This window comes from Arthrobacter sp. KN11-1C (genome assembly GCF_052180225.1).
Lineage (GTDB): Bacteria > Actinomycetota > Actinomycetes > Actinomycetales > Micrococcaceae > Arthrobacter.
Window position 1 is genome coordinate 1,806,334 of the sequence record NZ_CP197467.1, and the last position, 17,833, is coordinate 1,824,166.

Here is a 17,833-nt window from a genome sequence, read left to right on the forward strand (position 1 = left end):
TGAGAGAATGAACATGGCCGGAAGCCGATCCACATGCGGAATCCGGTCCGGTATCTTGTTCCCAAGACCGCCAGTCATATGCAGGGCATGCCCAGGATCCAATGATCCGCGGAAGCGCCGCAGTGGCAATGGACGGCACCTGGTTGTGTTGTTAGAACAACGGGTTTGGAGCGAAGCCGGCTTTCCGTGGATGCCGCACCCCCATGCTGGTGCGAACCGGAAAGAACACTACTGACTTCTGTCAACGCCTGCGGGTTTTGACAATATTGCCCCTCTGGGCACCGGATGTGGCGGTTGCGCAAGGGCAGGAGTGTTGCCACATATGGATAATGAGCAAGTTGTAGCCGCCGCCGAAGATGCGGCGTCCGCTGAGACCACTGAAGCACCCAAGAAGGTCACCCGCACCCGCCGCAAGGCGGCGCCGAAGACGGTCGCCGCGGACGCGACCCCCGTTGAGCCGCTCGCTGCGGACGCAACCCCCGACGCCGGAGCTGCCGCAGCCACCGTTGAGCCGCTCGCCGAGTCGGTGGACACCGAAGAGCCCAAGGCTCCTGTCCGGCGCAGCAGGTCGCGCAAGAAGGTCGAAACTCCCGAACCGTTGCCCGGTTTCGCCGAAGAAGCTTCCACCGGAGGCGGCGAGGCACCGGATGCTGCCGTCGTCGTACCTGAAGTAGCCGCAGAGGCCGAAACTGCCCCCGAAAAGCCGGTCCGCCGTCGTCGTACGACGAAAGCCAAGAGCACCGAGCCCGTTGCCGAAGAAGCAGTGGTCGAAGCTCCGGTTGCGGAAGTTGTGCCCGAGGAAGCAAGTGAGGAAACGGCTGAGGAGCCGGCCGTCGAGGCGGAAGCCGCAAGCCCGATCGCTTCGCTGTTCCTGGAGCCGGCCTCCGTCACGTCCATGCTCTTCCAGGCGCCGGATTTGAGCGCCGTCCCCCGTCCGGCCGTGGTCGAAGAAGAACCGCGGGCCGAGGCCGAGGAAGTTTCCGAGGACAACGAACTGGACGAATCCGGAAGCCGCCGTCGGCGTCGCAGCCGTGGCCGTCGTGGACGCCGGGGGACCGAGCGTGATGAAGCCGCGGGAGAAGAAACCGCCGCGGAATCCGAGGACGAGGCAGAAGCCGGTACCGAGGAAGTCCTCGAAGAAGGCGTGACCTCCCGCCGTCGCCGTCGCCGTCGCCGTGGCGATCAGGACCTGGAGCTGACAGGTGGCGGGGACGACGATCCCCCCAACACGGTCACCCGTGTCCGCGCTCCGCGCCCGCACGTCGAGTCCACCAGCAGTTCGGACCGTGTCACGAGCGTCAAGGGCTCCACCCGCCTTGAAGCCAAGAAGCAGCGCCGCCGCGAGTCCCGCGAGACCGGCCGCCGCCGCCAGGTCATCACCGAGGCCGAATTCCTGGCCCGCCGTGAGTCCGTCGACCGCCAGATGATCGTTCGCCAGCGCGACGACAGGATCCAGATCGGTGTCCTCGAAGACGGCGTGCTCGCGGAGCACTTCGTGTCCAAGACCCAGCAGGATTCCCTCATCGGCAATGTCTATCTGGGCAAGGTCCAGAACGTGCTTCCGTCGATGGAAGCGGCATTCGTCGACATCGGACGCGGCCGCAACGCAGTGCTCTACGCCGGTGAAGTCAATTGGGATGCCGTCACCCTGGAAGGCAAACCGCGCCGCATTGAAAATGCGCTGAAATCAGGCGATTCCGTGCTGGTCCAGGTGACCAAGGACCCCGTGGGCCACAAGGGCGCGCGCCTGACGAGCCAGATTTCGCTTCCCGGCCGGTACCTCGTGTACGTGCCCGGCGGTTCAATGACCGGCATCTCCCGCAAGCTGCCCGACGTCGAGCGCAACCGCCTGAAGAAGATCCTCAAGGATCGCCTCCCGGAGAACGCGGGCGTCATTGTCCGCACGGCCGCCGAAGGTGCTTCCGAGGAAGAGCTGACGCACGATATCAACCGCCTGCGGGCCCAGTGGGAAGGCATCGAAAGCCAGTCCACGTCCACCAAAATCCTGGCCCCGGAGCTCCTGTACGGCGAACCGGACCTCACCATCAAGGTTGTCCGCGACGTCTTCAACGAGGACTTCTCCAAGCTGATCGTCTCCGGCGACGAAGCCTGGGACACCATCGAGGCCTATGTCACGTACGTGGCGCCGGACCTGGTGGGACGCCTTGAGAAGTGGACCTCGGACCAGGACATCTTCTCGGCCTGGCGCGTGGACGAGCAGATCCACAAGGCGCTGGAACGCAAGGTCTTCCTGCCCTCCGGTGGTTCGCTCGTGATCGACCGCACCGAGGCCATGACGGTTGTCGACGTCAACACCGGGAAGTTCACCGGCAGCGGTGGCAACCTCGAGGAAACCGTCACCAAGAACAACCTTGAGGCTGCCGAGGAAGTGGTTCGCCAGTTGCGCTTGCGCGACATCGGCGGAATCATCGTCATCGACTTCATCGACATGGTCCTGGAATCCAACCGCGACCTCGTATTGCGCCGCCTGGTCGAGTGCCTCGGCCGGGACCGCACCAAGCACCAGGTCGCGGAAGTGACGTCCCTTGGTTTGGTCCAGATGACCCGCAAGCGCATGGGCACGGGCCTGCTTGAGGTCTTCGGCGAGCAGTGCGAGACGTGCGCAGGGCGCGGAATCGTCACGCACGACGAGCCTGTCGAGCACCGTCGGGCAAACGTAGTGGCAGCCGAACACCACCACCCGCGCACTGAGTCACAGCCGGCCGTCCGCCCGGAGCAGCGCAAGCGCCGCCGCGGCAGGGGCACGGGCCAGGGAACTGCCGAACTCCCGGTCGCCCCTCCGGTGCCCGTCCACACGGTGGAATCCACTGATCCGAACCGCCAGGCAGCCACCCGCGCCGCCCTTGCCACCATCGCGGCGGCAGCCCACGCTGCCCACCTGCACGACGACGAGCTCCACCACGCGGCGGAATTGCTCGCTGACGGGCACCTAGCCGAAGCAACTCCGGCAGCCCCGGCCGCCCCGGCTCCTGCCGCTGCATCGGGTGGAGAGGAACGTTCGAAGCCTGTGCTGCGATTCGGCGGCGAGGAAGTGGCGTTGCCCTTCGTCCACCACGAAGAGGAACCTGCAAGTGGCGCACCGGCCATGAGCCTGGATCTGTTGGCTCAGGCGTTCGCGGGACTCGGAGAAGCACCCGGCACCGCCCCGGCAGCCACGGAAGCCCAGGAATCCCCAGCAGGGGCCCGCGTGGGCGTTGCAAGCGGGGAATCTCCGGACTCGGGTCTGCGTGGACGCCGAGGGCGCCGCAACCGCAGTGCCAGCCGTGCCCAGGGTGCCGCCAACGCCACCAACGTCGAGCACCACGAGGTCGCTGTGGCTGCCTCCGGTGGGGCCGCACACGAGGCCAAGGCACCGGACGCTGCACCGGCCAAGTCGGCTCCGGCAGCCGAACCGATCATTCTCGGAGTCGGCGTGCCGAAGTCCGAACTCTAAACGCAGTACCCTGCCCGAAGCCCCGGCCGTTTCCACCCTCGTGGAAACGGCCGGGGCTTCTGCGTTTCCGGCTGATTCACCGGATCCCCGCACGGTGCGGTTGCATTGGGCGATTTCAGCGGGCGAGGTGTCATCCGGGTTAAGCTAAGGGACTGACACGGGGTGCCGCGCACCAAGCCGGCTGAGACCAAACCCGTTGAACCTGTCCGGTTAGCACCGGCGAAGGGATGTCTCGTATGACTGTTTCGGCGCAATCAGCCGTCTACCCGCTCAAGGCTGTCCAGAACCCCATCCCCAGGGTCCTCAGCATTGCCGGCTCGGATCCCTCGGGTGGCGCCGGAATCCAAGCCGACCTGAAGAGCATCGCGGCCAACGGCGGCTACGGCATGGCCGTCATCACGGCCCTCACTGTACAAAACACGCAAGGAGTCACTGCCGTCCATGTGCCTCCCGTGGAGTTCCTGAGGCAGCAATTGGATGCCATCAGCGACGACATCATTGTTGATGCCGTCAAAATCGGCATGCTCGGGGACGCCGCGGTCATCCACGAGGTCCGCCGCTGGCTCGGCGAGGTGCGCCCCGCCGTCGTCGTGCTGGATCCGGTGATGATCGCCACCAGTGGAGACCGGCTCCTCGCGGAATCCGCTGAAACCGCGCTGCGGGAACTTCTGCCCCTCGCCGACTTGGTGACCCCCAACCTTCCCGAACTGGCCATGCTGCTTGGCGAAGCTGAGGCGACCGACTGGGCATCGGCGTTGGAGCAAGGCAAACGACTGGCAGCTGCCTGCGGAAACACCGTCCTGGTGAAGGGCGGCCATCTGCAGGGAGCGGGCTGCCCCGATGCCTTGGTCAACACCGGGGGAGTCCTGAGCCAGGACGTGGTGGAATTCGCCGGCCAACGTGTGGAGACCCGCAACAGCCACGGCACGGGATGTTCCCTGTCGTCGGCGATGGCGACGGCCAAGGCGCGGCTCGGCGATTGGGAATCTGCCTTGCGCGTGGTCAAGCCTTGGCTCCAGGAGGCGCTGACCCAGTCCGGGGTGCTGGAAGTGGGGAAGGGCAACGGGCCGATCCATCATTTCCACGCGCTTCAGCAAGAGCTGCGGCCGGGGGATTTCGCCGTCCGGATGTGGGACGCCGCCCAATCGGAACTTGCGGCCATTTATGGCCTGGACTTCATCCAGCATTTGCAAACCGGTGGCCTCAGCGAAGCGCAGTTCAGCTATTACCTGTCGCAGGATGCCCTTTATCTCAACGGCTATTCCAGGGTCCTGGCCAGGGCAAGCGCCCTCGCCCCCAGCGAAAACGAACAGCTGTTCTGGGCCCGCGGCTCGCAGATGTGCCTTGAAGTCGAGTCCGAGCTGCATCGGAATTGGCTCAGCGGACGCCAGGTAAGCGAAAAGCAAGGCCCCGTCACGAAGGCCTACGTCGACCACTTGCTCGCGGCGTCTGCGTCGGGCAGCTATGCCGTGCTGTTGGCTGCCGTGCTGCCCTGCTACTGGTTGTACGCCGAGGTGGGACAGCAGCTCCACCATGGCTATCTTCAGGCCGGAGCGTCGGACGAGCACCCTTATGCCGACTGGCTGCGCACTTATGCGGACGAGGCGTTCGCCGAGGCCACCCGCAAGGCGATCGACATCACGGATGCCGCCGCGAGGGCCGCTTCTCCTGCCGAGCGCACGGCCATGATGGAGGCATTCTCCGAATCCTGCCGCTATGAAACTGCGTTCTTCGATGCCCCAAGGCTGCATGCTTGAACCCGTTTCCCGGTGCGTAAGGATGGGATATCGGGGCCTTTCCGGCGGACGCCGCAGCGTGTCGGCGTGAGGATCCAAGCTTTTCCCGGTCGGCAGGGTAAGGTGGACGGGCACGGTACCGGATGGCGGCATAGCCAGTCTGTGGCAGCCATCACGTGGCAGCCTCCGGACCTGGCCTCATTTGCAGCCGAAGGCGAAACTAGCGTAATCTAGATCTTCGGTGCTTACGCCAACACTTGGGTTATGCCCCTAGAGACCTTTCATTTGGAATTGACATTTCACTTGGATTTGTTCGAGGGATGACTCATGGATTCCGTACCGGAGTCCACGGCGTTGAGGCACAGCGTGAACCAGGCCCGTTTTCGGATCGGGGTTCCGCACGCAAATTTAGTAATAAACGTCGAGAGAAGTGAGTGCCCAAGTGGTGTACGCGATTGTCCGCGCAGGCGGCCGCCAAGAAAAGGTTTCCGTTGGAGACTACGTAACCCTGAACCGCGTCCCCGGTGGAGCCGGCAGCACCCTTGAGCTGCCCGCACTGCTCCTGGTGGACGGTGACAAGGTCACCTCCGCTGCTGCGGATCTGGCCAAGGTCAAGGTTACGGCTGAGATCCTCGAAGACCTCCGTGGTCCGAAGATCGTCATCCAGAAGTTCAAGAACAAGACCGGCTACAAGAAGCGCCAGGGTCACCGTCAAGAACTGACCAAGATCAAGATCACCGGTATCAAGTAACCACTGGTTGCTGTTCAGGTTTTCAACAGATTCCCCAGAATTTAAAGGCAGGCATTTCAAATGGCACATAAAAAAGGCGCGAGCTCCACTCGCAACGGTCGTGACTCCAACGCCCAGTACCTCGGCGTGAAGCGCTTCGGTGGCCAGGTCGTTTCCGCAGGCGAGATCATCGTCCGCCAGCGCGGCACCCACTTCCACCCGGGCGCCGGCGTCGGCCGCGGTGGCGACGACACCCTGTTCGCCCTGCAGGCAGGTGCGGTTGAGTTCGGTACTCGCCGTGGCCGTCGCGTAGTGAACATCGTTGCTGCTGCAGCTGCAGAGTAAAAACACGTTCTGAACGGGTGGAGCGGGCCGTATGGCCCGCTCCACCTGTCTTTTTAACCGCACTAGAATTTACTAGGGCGGGCGGCGGCGCATGAGCCCGCAACGCGCATTCAAGCAGTAATTTCCACAAAGAGGAGAAACACGTGGCGACCTTCGTAGACCGGGTAGTACTTCACGTATCCGGCGGAACAGGCGGCCACGGCTGTGTCTCTGTTAAGCGCGAGAAGTTCAAGCCGCTCGGCGGACCCGACGGCGGCAACGGCGGCAATGGCGGCGACGTCATCCTGCGCGTCGATGCCCAGACCACCACTTTGCTTGATTACCACCACGCTCCGCACCGCCACGCGACCAATGGCGGCCCCGGCATGGGCGACTGGCGCGGTGGCAAGAACGGTGAAACCCTTGTGCTTCCCGTCCCGGACGGCACCGTGATCAAGACCAAGGACGGCGTCGTCCTCGCCGACCTCGTCGGTGAAGGCACCGAGTTCGTCGCCGCCGCAGGCGGCCTGGGCGGCCTCGGTAACTCGTCGTTGTCTTCCCAGAAGCGCCGGGCACCGGGTTTCGCCCTCCTCGGCATCGAAGGCGAGTCCAGCGACATCGTCCTGGAACTGAAGTCCATTGCGGACATCGCGCTGGTTGGCTTCCCCTCCGCAGGCAAGTCGAGCCTTGTCGCGGCGATGTCGGCGGCTCGGCCCAAGATCGCCGACTATCCGTTCACTACCCTGATCCCCAACCTTGGCGTGGTGCAAGCCGGTGAGGTCCGGTTCACCATTGCCGACGTCCCCGGGTTGATCGAGGGCGCCAGCGAAGGCAAGGGCCTTGGCCACAACTTCCTCCGCCACGTAGAGCGTTGCGCGGCGCTGGTGCACGTGCTGGACTGCGGGACCTTGGAAGCCGACAGGGATCCGCTCTCGGATCTTGCGATCATCGAGCAAGAGCTGGACAAGTACGCAGTGGACATGAGCTACGCCGGCGTTGACGGCGAAGTTGTCCCCCTGAACGAGCGCCCCAAGCTTGTGGTCCTCAACAAAGTGGATCTGCCCGACGGCCGGGACATGGCCGAGTTCGTCCGTCCCGAACTGGAACAGCGCGGCTACCGCGTCTTCGAAGTCTCCGCTACGAGCCATGAAGGCCTGCGCCAATTGAGCTTCGCCATGGGCGAGATCGTCATGGCCGCCCGCAAGGCCGTTGCCATTGCGCCTCCCAAGGTCGCAGCGCCCGTTCTCCGCCCGCGTGCAGTCAATGAGTCCGGCTTCAAGATCCGCCGCGAGGAAAAGAACCTCGAGCCGCTCTTCCGGGTATTGGGGGAGAAGCCGGTCCGCTGGGTCAAGCAGACCGACTTCACCAACGAGGAAGCCATCGGCTACCTGGCCGATCGCCTCGCCAAGCTCGGCATCGAAAACGAGTTGTTCAAGATGGGTGCCGTCCCGGGCGACACCGTGGTGATCGGCGAAGAGGACGGCGTCGTCTTCGACTGGGAGCCCACCATGATGGCGGGCGCCGAACTCTTGGCGACGCCTCGAGGCACCGACATCCGTGTTGCCGACATCGGCGACCGTCCCACCCGTTCGCAGAAGCGTGATGAGCAGATCGAACGCCGCGAGGCCAAGGCTGCCGCGCGGGCCGAGCTCGAAGCCGAGCGCAAGGCGGGCATCTGGACCGAGTCCGTCAGCCGCCGTCGCGCAGCCCAGCCCCTGAAGGAAAGCGGCCTGGAAGCCGAAAATGACGACTAGCACGGCCCGCATCGCTGAAGCCGTTGACGGCGACGACACCGCAGAACGCCAGGCCCTGGCCGGCGCCAAGCGGATCGTGGTCAAAGTGGGTTCGTCCTCGCTGACCAGCATCAAAGGCGGCATCTCGGAGAAGGCGCTGACGGCACTCGTCCATGCCCTGGCCGAGAAGCGCAATTCGGGGACCGAGATCATCCTGGTCTCCTCCGGTGCCATCGCGGCGGGCCTTGCTCCGCTCGGTCTCGCCAAGCGTCCCAAGGACCTCGCCACGCAACAGGCTGCGGCCAGTGTGGGCCAAGGGCTTTTGATGGCGCGCTACTCTCAGGCGTTTGCGGCACACGGGGTCACGGTCAGCCAGGTCCTGTTGACGGCGGATGACCTGATGCGTCGCACGCAGCACAGCAACGCCTACCGGGCGCTGGACCGCTTGCTGAACCTCGGCGTCGTGCCCGTTGTGAACGAAAACGACACCGTGGCTACGCACGAAATCCGCTTCGGTGACAACGATCGCCTGGCCGCTTTGGTGGCGCACCTTGTGCGGGCCGACGCGTTGGTCCTGCTTTCCGATGTCGACGCCCTGTATGACGGTCCGCCGTCGTTGGGTGCCAAGCGTATTCCGCTCGTCACAGGTCCCGCTGACCTCGTCGGCGTGACCATCGGAAAGGCCGGCAAGGCCGGCGTCGGTACCGGTGGCATGACTACCAAGGTGGAAGCGGCGTCGATCGCCGCGGGCTCCGGGATCCACGCCCTCGTGACGTCCACGGCCAATGCCGCCGCGGCACTGGCCGGCGCGGACGTGGGCACATGGTTCGCCATCAACGGCAACCGCAAGCCAGTACGCCTGCTGTGGCTGGCCCACCTCGCTTCGGTCCGCGGCCGTTTGGTGCTCGACGACGGTGCCGTCAGGGCGGTGCGCGACCGTCACACTTCGTTGCTGCCCGCCGGAATATCGTCGGTGCAAGGGGACTTCGAGCCAGGCGATCCCGTGGAGATGGTTTCCGCCGAAGGCGCCGTGATAGCCCGGGGCCTGGTGAACTATTCCGTGGAAGAGCTTCCCCGCATGCTTGGCCGCTCGACCAAGGAGCTCGCCAAGGACCTTGGCCGCGGATATGACCGCGTAGTTGTTCATGTTGACGACCTCGTACTGGTTCAGCAGCCCCGCTCCACTAAACTTGGAGAATGACTGAGGCCCTTACCCCTGATTCTCCTGTGATGACTGACACCCTGGCTTCCGGCAATGCCGGCCAGGTGCCGGAAACCCCGGAGCTGGGAACCGCGCCGCTCACGCCCGAGCAGGTGGAAGCGGCCGTGCATTCGATTGCGGACCGCTCGCGGCAGGCCGCGCGGCGCATGGCCCAGGCGAACCGCGCCTGGAAGGACCGCGCGCTGCACGCCATCGGCGCAGCCCTCCGGGAACAGCAGGCGTCAATCCTCGCTGCCAACGCCAAGGATGTCGAGTCCGGCCGCAACAACGGAACCTACGCTGCCATGCTGGACCGTTTGACGCTGACTCCTGCCCGCATCGACGGACTTGTGGCTGCCCTTGAGAACCTTGCCGGCTTGCCGGATCCCGTGGGCAACGTCGTCCGTGGCCAGACCCTCCCCAACGGACTGCGCTTGCGCCAGGTCAACGTGCCCATGGGTGTGGTCGCAGCGATCTACGAGGCCCGCCCCAATGTCACTGTCGACATCGCCGGACTTGCCTTGAAGAGCGGCAATGCCGTGATCCTGCGCGGTGGATCGGCTGCCGCCCACACCAACGCAGCCCTTGTGACCATCCTCCGTGACGCGCTGGAATCGGTGGGCTTGCCGTCCGACGCCGTCCAGAGCGTGGACCAATTCGGCCGCGAGGGTGCCAATGTCCTGATGCGTGCCCGTGGCCGGGTGGACGTGCTGATTCCCCGTGGTGGGCGGGATTTGATTCAGACCGTGGTGAACAACTCTTCCGTGCCCGTCATTGAGACCGGCGAAGGCAATGTGCACATCTTCATCGACGAATCCGCCAGCGAAGAGATGGCCGTCGATATCCTGCTCAACGCCAAGACCCAGCGCCCCAGCGTGTGCAATACCGTGGAGACGCTCCTGGTGCACTCGAAATCCACGGTGCTGCCCGCCGTCGCCACGGCTTTGCGGTCCGCGGGAGTCACCCTTCATGCCGACCCCCGGATTCAAGCGGCGCTGTCCGGTTCCGTGGAGACAGTCCCCGCCGACGACGTCGATTGGGCCACGGAATACATGGACCTTGACCTCGCCGTTGCCATGGTGGACAACCTGGATGAGGCAGTCGCGCACATCCGCAAATGGTCCACGGGCCACACGGAAGCCATCCTGACGAACAACCTGGCGAACGCCGAGAAGTTCATTGCGGACATCGACTCTGCGGCGGTCATCGTGAACGCTTCCACGCGTTTCACCGATGGAGGCGAGCTTGGCCTGGGTGCCGAGGTGGGAATCTCTACCCAGAAGCTGCACGCACGCGGTCCCATGGGCCTCACGGAGTTGACCACCACCAAGTGGATCGTGCAGGGTGAAGGCCAGATCCGGGGCTAGCGACGCTGTAACATAGAACAGAAGTCCTGAACGGTGGGAGGATCCGCCGTCGAAATCCTTTGAACCGCTAGGGGAGAAAATGCAGTTTCAGCAGATCGCCATTTCCATTCTCGCTCAAGGGGGCGAGAGTGAGGCCCCGGCGCCGTTGTGGGCTCCTCCCTTCGTCTTCGGGATCACCATTTTCTCCATCCTCCTGGTCCTGATGTTCGTGGCGGTCTCCTACACGAACCTCGGCAACCGTCACGACGCCGTCGACGAGCACTCGGATCCGCACCGCCAGCACCCGGCCAAGCACCCAGGGCTGGGTCACTAACATTTCCGCCGCAAAACCCTTCGAGGAAACGGGGCGCCGGCATCGCTTGGGCGTGATGGGCGGGACCTTCGATCCCATCCACCACGGCCACTTGGTTGCTGCCAGTGAGGTTTCTGCCAAGTTCCGCTTGGACGAGGTGGTCTTCGTGCCCACCGGAGAGCCCTGGCAGAAATCGCACAAGCAGGTCAGCGAGGCGGAGCACCGCTATTTGATGACGGTTATTGCCACGGCCTCAAACCCCAATTTCACGGTGAGCCGGGTGGATGTGGACCGCCCCGGTCCCACGTTCACCATCGACACCTTGCGGGATCTCCGGAAGCAGCGGCCGGACGCAGACCTGTTCTTCATCACCGGCGCGGATGCCCTGGCGCAGATTCTGTCCTGGAAAGACGTCGATGAGCTGTGGTCCTTGGCGCATTTTGTCGGCGTCACCAGGCCGGGTCATGTTCTTGATGGCATGGGCAGGGAGGACGTCAGTCTCTTGGAAGTGCCCGCCATGGCGATTTCCTCGACGGATTGCCGCGCCCGCGTGGGCGCAGGCAACCCGGTGTGGTACCTCGTACCTGACGGCGTAGTGCAGTACATCGCCAAATACAAGCTGTACTCGGGCACACCCGGCATGGGGGAGCCCCTGCATGCTATGACCGGACCAGAACACCAAGCCCGTACCGAGTGAGTTTTGAATGAGCCAGGAACAGCCCCCCATCCCTAGCCGGCGCGAGCTTCGGCGAGCCCGGGACGCACGCGTGGAAGAAACCGGCGCACGTCCCGCGGTAGCCGAGGCCGTGACCACCGACGACGCCAACCACGCGTCCGGTGGCGCTTCGGTCAATCGGGTGCGCCGGGTGGCCGATGCTCCGCTGGACGCCCAACCCGCCTCGGAACGTTCTTCCCAGGCGCGCGCACGTGACCGCGCGGCCCTCCGCGCGATCAAGGAACTCGCGGATAAGGAACAGCAGCTTTCCCGCGGCGGTCCGCCCACGCGCCGTCAGTTGCGCCTGCAGCAGCTGCAGGAAGAAGTTGCCCCAGGAACCTCGGCGATCCCCGTTGTACCGGTACCAGGATCCGGGCCGAGGACATCCAGCATCCCGGCCCAGACTCCGGCCAAACAACAGCCCGGACCGGATCGCAAAGGCGCATCGCCTGGCGGTGGTGTCCGCATCACGGCAGGCCCACCTCCCGGCGCCCCGGAAATGACGGTGGAGCAGGCCTTGATGGCCCGTGAGCTCCTCGCCGCCCAAGCCAACAACCAGACCAACAAGCTCGAGCAGATCGCGGCAATGGAATCCGCCGTGCAAAAGGTCCCTGCCGCTGAATCCGAGGCATCCGGAACCGACGCTGAGCCGGCGGATCCGGTTGTTTTGGCTGAACAAATCGCCCAGGCCGAACGCGAGGCGATCCTCAACAAGAGGGCAATGGCCAAGCAGAAGCTTGCCGAGCAGAACAGCCGTCCTGCCCAGGCCCGTGCTGAACCGTCCGCGGCGAGCAACCTGGCCATGGTGACGCCCCTTGAATTCGTGAAGGTTCCGGGACTCGATCGTCCCGTCATGAAGCCTCCCGGCACCACCTTTGTTCCCCTGGTGACGTCCCCTGCGCCGAAACTGAAGCCGGGGCAGTCGGCGTCGGGCAAGCCCCGCAGCATGCGCGGCCGGGCAGGAGTCTTGGCGCGCGCCGAGGCCGCTGCGAAAGCGGCAGGCCGACGCCCGGCGTCGGACTCCGCATCGGACGGCCAGGCATTCGCGGAAGCGGCCGAACATCCGCCCGTTTCTGCAAGTTCGGCTTACGGACTTGAACCGCTCGACGCCGCGACGGCGGGACTTGGGCGCGCCCAGCGTACCCGGCTTCTGGTCCTCGGACTCGTTGGCATCGGAGCCATCGCCCTGATTGCGGGCATCATCATGATCACCAGCGGACTTTCCCGCTGACCACAACGGCTTTTGCCACCAAACAGGCTTCGTTCATTCTCGAAGCCGCATACAAGGAGTCCCGTGACTGCACATGAACAATCCGTCCTCTTGGCCCGCCACGCCGCCCGCGCGGCAGCGGACAAGTTGGCCGAGGACATCATCGCCCTGGATGTCAGCGAACGTCTGGCCCTGACCGACGTCTTCCTGATTGCTTCGGCCCCGACCGAACGCCAGGTCAACGCCATCGTCGACGGCATCGAGGAAGAACTGCTCAAGCAGGATCTCCGCCCCGTCCGCCGCGAAGGACGTTCCGAAGGCCGCTGGGTCCTGTTGGACTACGCCGACATCGTGGTGCACGTCCAGCACTCCGAGGACAGGGTCTTCTACGCCCTGGAGCGTCTCTGGAAAGACTGCCCGGTAGTGGACCTGGAGCTCGGCGACGATGCCTCCGCGAAGGCTCCCGCCGTCGAGGAATCCTAGGCTTTCAGGCGCAAACCAACTGAATATGCCCGATTTGGAATTATCGGAAATGCTGTTCTAAGATATTTGAGTTGCTTCGGAGGAATCCGAAAACTGGACGGGGTTTTCCGGCCTGTTCACGGTTCGTGAAGCAGCGAAAATATGGGGCTGTGGCGCAGCTGGTAGCGCACCTGCATGGCATGCAGGGGGTCAGGGGTTCGAGTCCCCTCAGCTCCACCATAGAGGCCTTGTTTGGGACTTTGGTTCGAAGTTCCGGGCGGGGCCTCTGCTTTTTGGAAGTCGAAAGAGCCACCCGATTGGGTGGCTCTTTTCGTTTCCTGGGTGTTTTGGCGTTGGTGGCCCTCTGTTGGCCGCGTCGGCCTCTGCGGTTACGAGCGCTCGAGTGAATTGATGAGCTCCAGGCCGCGGCGGCCCCATTCTATTTCCGTCTCCGCGCGGGCAATCAGGCCTTCATAGGTGAAGATCTTGTACTCCACGGTTCGACGGTGATCCGTTTCCGGAGTTACAGCAAGTCGCTTCGCCAACATCACATTCGTGCCGTTCTTCAATTCCTCGATCATCCCTGCCCACTGCTCCCGGCGCAGGGTGTGGTAATCGATGTGTGCCTGCATATGGTCCCGCGCGGCATCAGGGTCCGCCCACTCCAAGTAGGCCGCTTTGAGGTGAACTGGATCCCGTTCGCGGGCGTACTCCAAGGGTGTGTTCATCCATTTTCGGAAAGCTTCCCTGCCTTCCGTTGTGATCCGGTATTGCGTCTTCTTGCCCCGCGGCCCCCAGGGGATGTCCTCGCCGGCAAGCAGTCCGTCTTTTTCCATCTTCCGCAACTCCGGATAGATCTGCGAATCGGGAGCGTGCCAGACGTAGGCCACCGACGACTCGAAGCGTTTGGACAAGTCGTAACCGGTCATTGGCTCAACGGAAAGCAGTGCCAGCAACGCGTAGCGAAGACTCATGAATGACTCCATTCTTAGCTCTTGCCAATAACTATATCGATAGATAGTCTGTGATCCAACGCACTAACTATGGAGATAGATACTCATTCGTAGCAGGGCGAACCGCAGCATTCCAAGACCACCCACCCGGCGGCGTCATGGTCGACGCCGGACCGGCGACTGGAAGGAAGAACCATGACTGAAGTCCGCACACAAAGCTCCACCACCAACAAGGTCCTCGGCTACCCGCTGAATGTCTGGTACGTCGCCGCCTGGGACAAGGAAGTGACCCGCAAGCCGATGTCACGCAAGGTGGCCGGCCGGCCGCTGGCTCTGTACCGCACGGAGGACGGCAAAGCGGTGGCCCTGGCTGACGCGTGCTGGCACCGGCTGGCACCGCTGTCCATGGGCAAAACCCTCAGCAAGGACCAGATCCAATGCCCGTACCATGGCATCGTCTACAACTCAGCCGGCCGCTGCGTCTCCATGCCGGCGCAGGAGACCATCAATCCCAGCGCTACCGTGCCGTCCTTCCCCGTAGTGGAGCGGCATCGCTACGTGTGGGTGTGGCTCGGGGATCCCACAAAAGCCGACCCCTCGCTGGTTCCGGACATGTACCAGTTGGACTCCACGGAATGGGCAGGCGATGGCGAAACCATCCACGCCCCCTGCAACTTCCAGCTGGTGCTGGACAACCTCATGGACCTCACGCACGAGGAATTCATCCACTCCTCCTCGATAGGACAGGACGAGCTCAGCGAGTCCGACTTCACCGTGGCGCACGACGACGGGACCGTGACGGTGTCCCGATGGATGTTCAACATCGACGCACCTCCGTTCTGGCTCAAGAACATGCGCGACAAGTTCCCTGGCTTCGAGGGCAAAGTGGACCGCTGGCAGATCATCACCTTCCGCTCGCCGTCGGTGATCAACATCGATGTCGGGGTTGCCAAGTCCGGCACGGGCGCCTTCGAAGGGGACCGCAGCCACGGGGTCAACGGCTTCGTGATGAACGCGATCACGCCCGAAACCGATAAGTCGTGCCACTATTTCTGGGCGTTCATGCGCAACTACCGCTTGGACAGCCAGCTCATCACCACCCAATTACGGGAGGGCGTGCACGGGGTGTTCGGCGAAGATGAGGCCATGCTTGCTGCGCAGCAGGCAGCCATCGACGCCAACCCGGACTACGAGTTCTACAACCTCAACATCGACGCAGGCGGCATGTGGGTGCGGCGCCTCATCGAACGACAGCTCGAATCCGAAGGCCGCATGGTTCCCGTCGCCTAGCAGGGGACAACCGGTTAAGAGACAGGAACTTGCAATGGCAGCAACAAATATTGAGGTCTGGCAGTTGGCAACGGTCGTCGAGGTCCGGAGCGTGGCGACCGGCATCCAGCGCGTCGTTTTGGAGCCTTCGCTGCCGCGACAGGCCGAACCAGGCTCACATGTCGACGTGATGGTCGGCATAAACGGACAGAAGGACAAACGCTCCTACTCCATCGTCGAGTCCAGCGAAGACGGCACCCGCTTGGCGATCAGCGTGCTGAAAGCGCCGCTGTCCCGCGGTGGCTCCCTTTTCATCCACACCCTGCAGCGGGGGGACCAACTGGAGATCACCCAGCCGCTGCAGAACTTCCCGCTCCGGGTGGGCGCAGAGCGGTACATTATGCTGGCCGGCGGCATCGGCATCACAGCCATCATGAATATGGCCAGGGTGTTGAAGAGCCTGGGTTCGGATTACACGTTCGTTTACGTAGGTCGGACCCGGACGGCCATGGCCTACCTGGAGGAACTGCGTGATCTTCACGGCGCAAACCTCGTGGTCCATGTCGATGACGAAGGCACCTCCCTGGACGTGGAAGCACTAGTGGCCGGCGTCACGGAGAATACGGAGCTTTACATGTGCGGCCCCATCCGGCTGATGGACGCCGTCCGCCGCACCTGGACCGAGCACGGGCTCAGCTACCCCAATCTCCGCTATGAGACCTTCGGCAACAGCGGCTGGTATGACCCTGAGGTATTCATCGTCAAGGTCCCTAAGCTGGGACTACAGGTTCCCGTAGGTCCGGGTCGCTCCATGCTCGAAGCCCTCGAGGACGCCGGGGCGGACATGATGTACGACTGCCGCAAGGGCGAGTGCGGACTCTGCGAGGTCAGGATCCTCCAGCTTGAGGGTGCCATTGACCATCGCGACGTCTTCTACAGTGCACGTCAGAAAAGCGCTACGGAGAAAATGGCCTGCTGCGTCTCCCGGGCAGTCACTTCAAAGACTGGTCTGGCGACTGAGGCCTCTGCGACCGGACCGGCAATAGTGACCATCGAGGTTTCCTAACGCCACCGAGGGCCCCCAGGCGCCATCTCACCGAAGATCTGCACTGATTCAGCGCGCTCGGGCGATCGACGTCAACGCTGGTACACGAAGTTCAGCGAAACCGAAGAGGCCACCTACAGAAACGACTGTAGGTGGCCTCTCGTGCTTCCAGATGTGTACGGTCCCGCCAAGTTCGAGGATGGTTCGGGTCTTTTCAGCTGAGCTGGTGGTCCCGCTCGGGGGGACCAACCCGGATATTGGTGGGGTTCGTGATGATGTGCGGCAGCATGGTAGTTGCCTGCTCAACTGCGAGGGCTCCCCATGAGACGGCCCGCCGGAGGGCCTCGTCATGCGGGCGGCCCCATTGGTTGCCGTGACGGGGGACGCTTAGATAGCCTGCCAGCGCAGCATCTCCGGCACCCGTTGTGTTGATGACTTGTGCTTCGGGTCCGCGCGCCCACAGCGTCCCGTGGTCACCGACCTCAAGGATGCCATCCGGGCCAAGGCTTGCGAGTACCGTGTTGATTCCACGTGCTCTCACCAAGGCGGCCGCTTGCTCCGCATCGCGAAGGGAACGGATGGGAATCCCGGCCATGGCTGTCAGCTCCGCGGCGTTCGGCTTCACCAGGTCCGGTTGGCATGCCTTCGCCCACTCCAATGGAGCTTTGCCGATGGCTGTGTCCAGGCTGACGCGAACTCCGAGGGAATGCATTGCGCGAAAGAGGGGCCGCACATCGACCGGGGCTCCGGTTCCCGTGTCGATGGGCAGCGCACCGCCGAGAACGAACCAATCTGCGTTGATTCTCTGGACCTCGTCGGTAGCAGCCTGGCATATCCTGGCCCACTGGTCGTGGGCCAGAGGGGCCGGGTGGGCATTAACGTTCGTCGTGGTTCCCGACTTGTCGACAAGGATCACATTCGTGCGGATCGGATTCCCGACGTCGACGCCGCGGACCACCTGCATGAATCCATCGTCGTCGCATCCAGCCAGTGCGGGGTCCTCATGACCGGCCGGAAGCACAGCCGAAACCGTGCTGCCGGCCAGCCAGAGGGTCCGGGCCACATTGACGCCGTTTCCTGCAAAGTATGTGGCGACCTTCTTGGCCCGGTTGACCTGCCCAGCCCGGACCCTATCGAGGAAGTACACCTTGTCGATCGCCGGAGCAGGCGTCAGGGTCACTACCCGTGGGGATGTCGAGGAACGGGTATCGTCACTACCGATGTGGCTCGGCGCATGGATCTGGCTCATCCCAAAGCCGCCCAATCCCGCAGCAATCTGACGTCCACGAACACTCCTTCGAATTGTTTATCCGGGCTTGGCGTTAAGCCCCCAAAACCAGGC

The 17,833-nt window shown here is 63.7% G+C and carries 15 protein-coding genes, 1 tRNA gene and 1 riboswitch; of the genes, 14 read left to right on the forward strand and 2 right to left on the reverse strand.

The window, feature by feature from the left end:
• Window positions 1-322 precede the first annotated feature (322 nt).
• From ACSBOX_RS08475 to ACSBOX_RS08530, 12 genes are all read left to right on the forward strand, one after another.
• A complete protein-coding gene (locus ACSBOX_RS08475) occupies window positions 323-3,454 on the forward strand; it encodes an Rne/Rng family ribonuclease (protein ID WP_442545603.1) in 3,132 nt (1,043 codons plus the stop codon).
• 148 nt (window positions 3,455-3,602) lie between these two features.
• Window positions 3,603-3,699, forward strand: a riboswitch (TPP riboswitch).
• Entirely contained in the window at window positions 3,691-5,211 is a 1,521-nt protein-coding gene (thiD, locus tag ACSBOX_RS08480; RefSeq protein WP_442545604.1) for a bifunctional hydroxymethylpyrimidine kinase/phosphomethylpyrimidine kinase, read from the forward strand. (Overlaps the previous riboswitch by 9 nt.)
• Window positions 5,212-5,632: 421 nt before the next feature.
• Window positions 5,633-5,941 (forward strand): 50S ribosomal protein L21, encoded by a 309-nt coding sequence (gene rplU, locus ACSBOX_RS08485; RefSeq protein WP_028267456.1) that lies wholly within the window; start codon window positions 5,633-5,635, stop codon window positions 5,939-5,941.
• A gap of 60 nt (window positions 5,942-6,001) precedes the next feature.
• The gene (gene rpmA / locus ACSBOX_RS08490) at window positions 6,002-6,265 is read left to right on the forward strand and encodes a 50S ribosomal protein L27 (RefSeq protein ID WP_003803426.1); all 264 of its coding nucleotides are present in this window, start codon (window positions 6,002-6,004) and stop codon (window positions 6,263-6,265) included.
• A gap of 143 nt (window positions 6,266-6,408) precedes the next feature.
• Window positions 6,409-7,998 carry a GTPase ObgE gene (gene obgE / locus ACSBOX_RS08495; RefSeq protein WP_442545605.1) on the forward strand — a complete coding sequence of 530 codons (1,590 nt, stop codon included), beginning with the start codon at window positions 6,409-6,411 and terminating at the stop codon, window positions 7,996-7,998.
• On the forward strand, window positions 7,988-9,178 hold the full coding sequence (gene proB / locus ACSBOX_RS08500; RefSeq protein ID WP_442545606.1) for a glutamate 5-kinase: 1,191 nt from the start codon (window positions 7,988-7,990) through the stop codon (window positions 9,176-9,178). Before obgE ends, proB begins: the two co-directional genes overlap by 11 nt.
• Window positions 9,175-10,545, forward strand: a complete 1,371-nt coding sequence (locus tag ACSBOX_RS08505; protein ID WP_442545607.1) for a glutamate-5-semialdehyde dehydrogenase — start codon at window positions 9,175-9,177, stop codon at window positions 10,543-10,545. Before proB ends, ACSBOX_RS08505 begins: the two co-directional genes overlap by 4 nt.
• 79 nt (window positions 10,546-10,624) lie before the next feature.
• On the forward strand, window positions 10,625-10,858 hold the full coding sequence (locus tag ACSBOX_RS08510; protein ID WP_442545608.1) for a hypothetical protein: 234 nt from the start codon (window positions 10,625-10,627) through the stop codon (window positions 10,856-10,858).
• 55 nt (window positions 10,859-10,913) lie between these two features.
• Window positions 10,914-11,534 (forward strand): nicotinate-nucleotide adenylyltransferase, encoded by a 621-nt coding sequence (gene nadD / locus ACSBOX_RS08515; protein ID WP_442545609.1) that lies wholly within the window; start codon window positions 10,914-10,916, stop codon window positions 11,532-11,534.
• A gap of 7 nt (window positions 11,535-11,541) precedes the next feature.
• A complete protein-coding gene (locus tag ACSBOX_RS08520) occupies window positions 11,542-12,783 on the forward strand; it encodes a hypothetical protein (protein ID WP_442545610.1) in 1,242 nt (413 codons plus the stop codon).
• Between the two features lie 63 nt (window positions 12,784-12,846).
• Window positions 12,847-13,245, forward strand: coding sequence for a ribosome silencing factor (gene rsfS, locus ACSBOX_RS08525; RefSeq protein ID WP_059389355.1), 399 nt, complete (start codon window positions 12,847-12,849; stop codon window positions 13,243-13,245).
• Between the two features lie 143 nt (window positions 13,246-13,388).
• Window positions 13,389-13,464, forward strand: a tRNA-Ala gene (locus ACSBOX_RS08530).
• A 149-nt stretch (window positions 13,465-13,613) separates the two neighbouring features.
• Here the strand turns inward: ACSBOX_RS08530 and ACSBOX_RS08535 are convergent.
• Window positions 13,614-14,198, reverse strand: coding sequence for a helix-turn-helix transcriptional regulator (locus ACSBOX_RS08535; RefSeq protein WP_442545611.1), 585 nt, complete (start codon window positions 14,196-14,198; stop codon window positions 13,614-13,616).
• Window positions 14,199-14,372: 174 nt separating this feature from the next.
• Between ACSBOX_RS08535 and ACSBOX_RS08540 the strand changes: the two genes are divergently transcribed.
• Together ACSBOX_RS08540 and ACSBOX_RS08545 are read left to right on the forward strand one after the other, a co-directional pair.
• On the forward strand, window positions 14,373-15,467 hold the full coding sequence (locus ACSBOX_RS08540) for an aromatic ring-hydroxylating dioxygenase subunit alpha (RefSeq protein WP_442545612.1): 1,095 nt from the start codon (window positions 14,373-14,375) through the stop codon (window positions 15,465-15,467).
• Between the two features lie 34 nt (window positions 15,468-15,501).
• A complete protein-coding gene (locus tag ACSBOX_RS08545) occupies window positions 15,502-16,512 on the forward strand; it encodes a PDR/VanB family oxidoreductase (RefSeq protein ID WP_442545613.1) in 1,011 nt (336 codons plus the stop codon).
• Window positions 16,513-16,705: 193 nt separating this feature from the next.
• On the opposite strand, the gene ACSBOX_RS08550 is transcribed toward ACSBOX_RS08545, so the two are convergent.
• Window positions 16,706-17,740, reverse strand: a complete 1,035-nt coding sequence (locus ACSBOX_RS08550; protein WP_442545614.1) for a 1-phosphofructokinase family hexose kinase — start codon at window positions 17,738-17,740, stop codon at window positions 16,706-16,708.
• Window positions 17,741-17,833 lie beyond the last annotated feature (93 nt).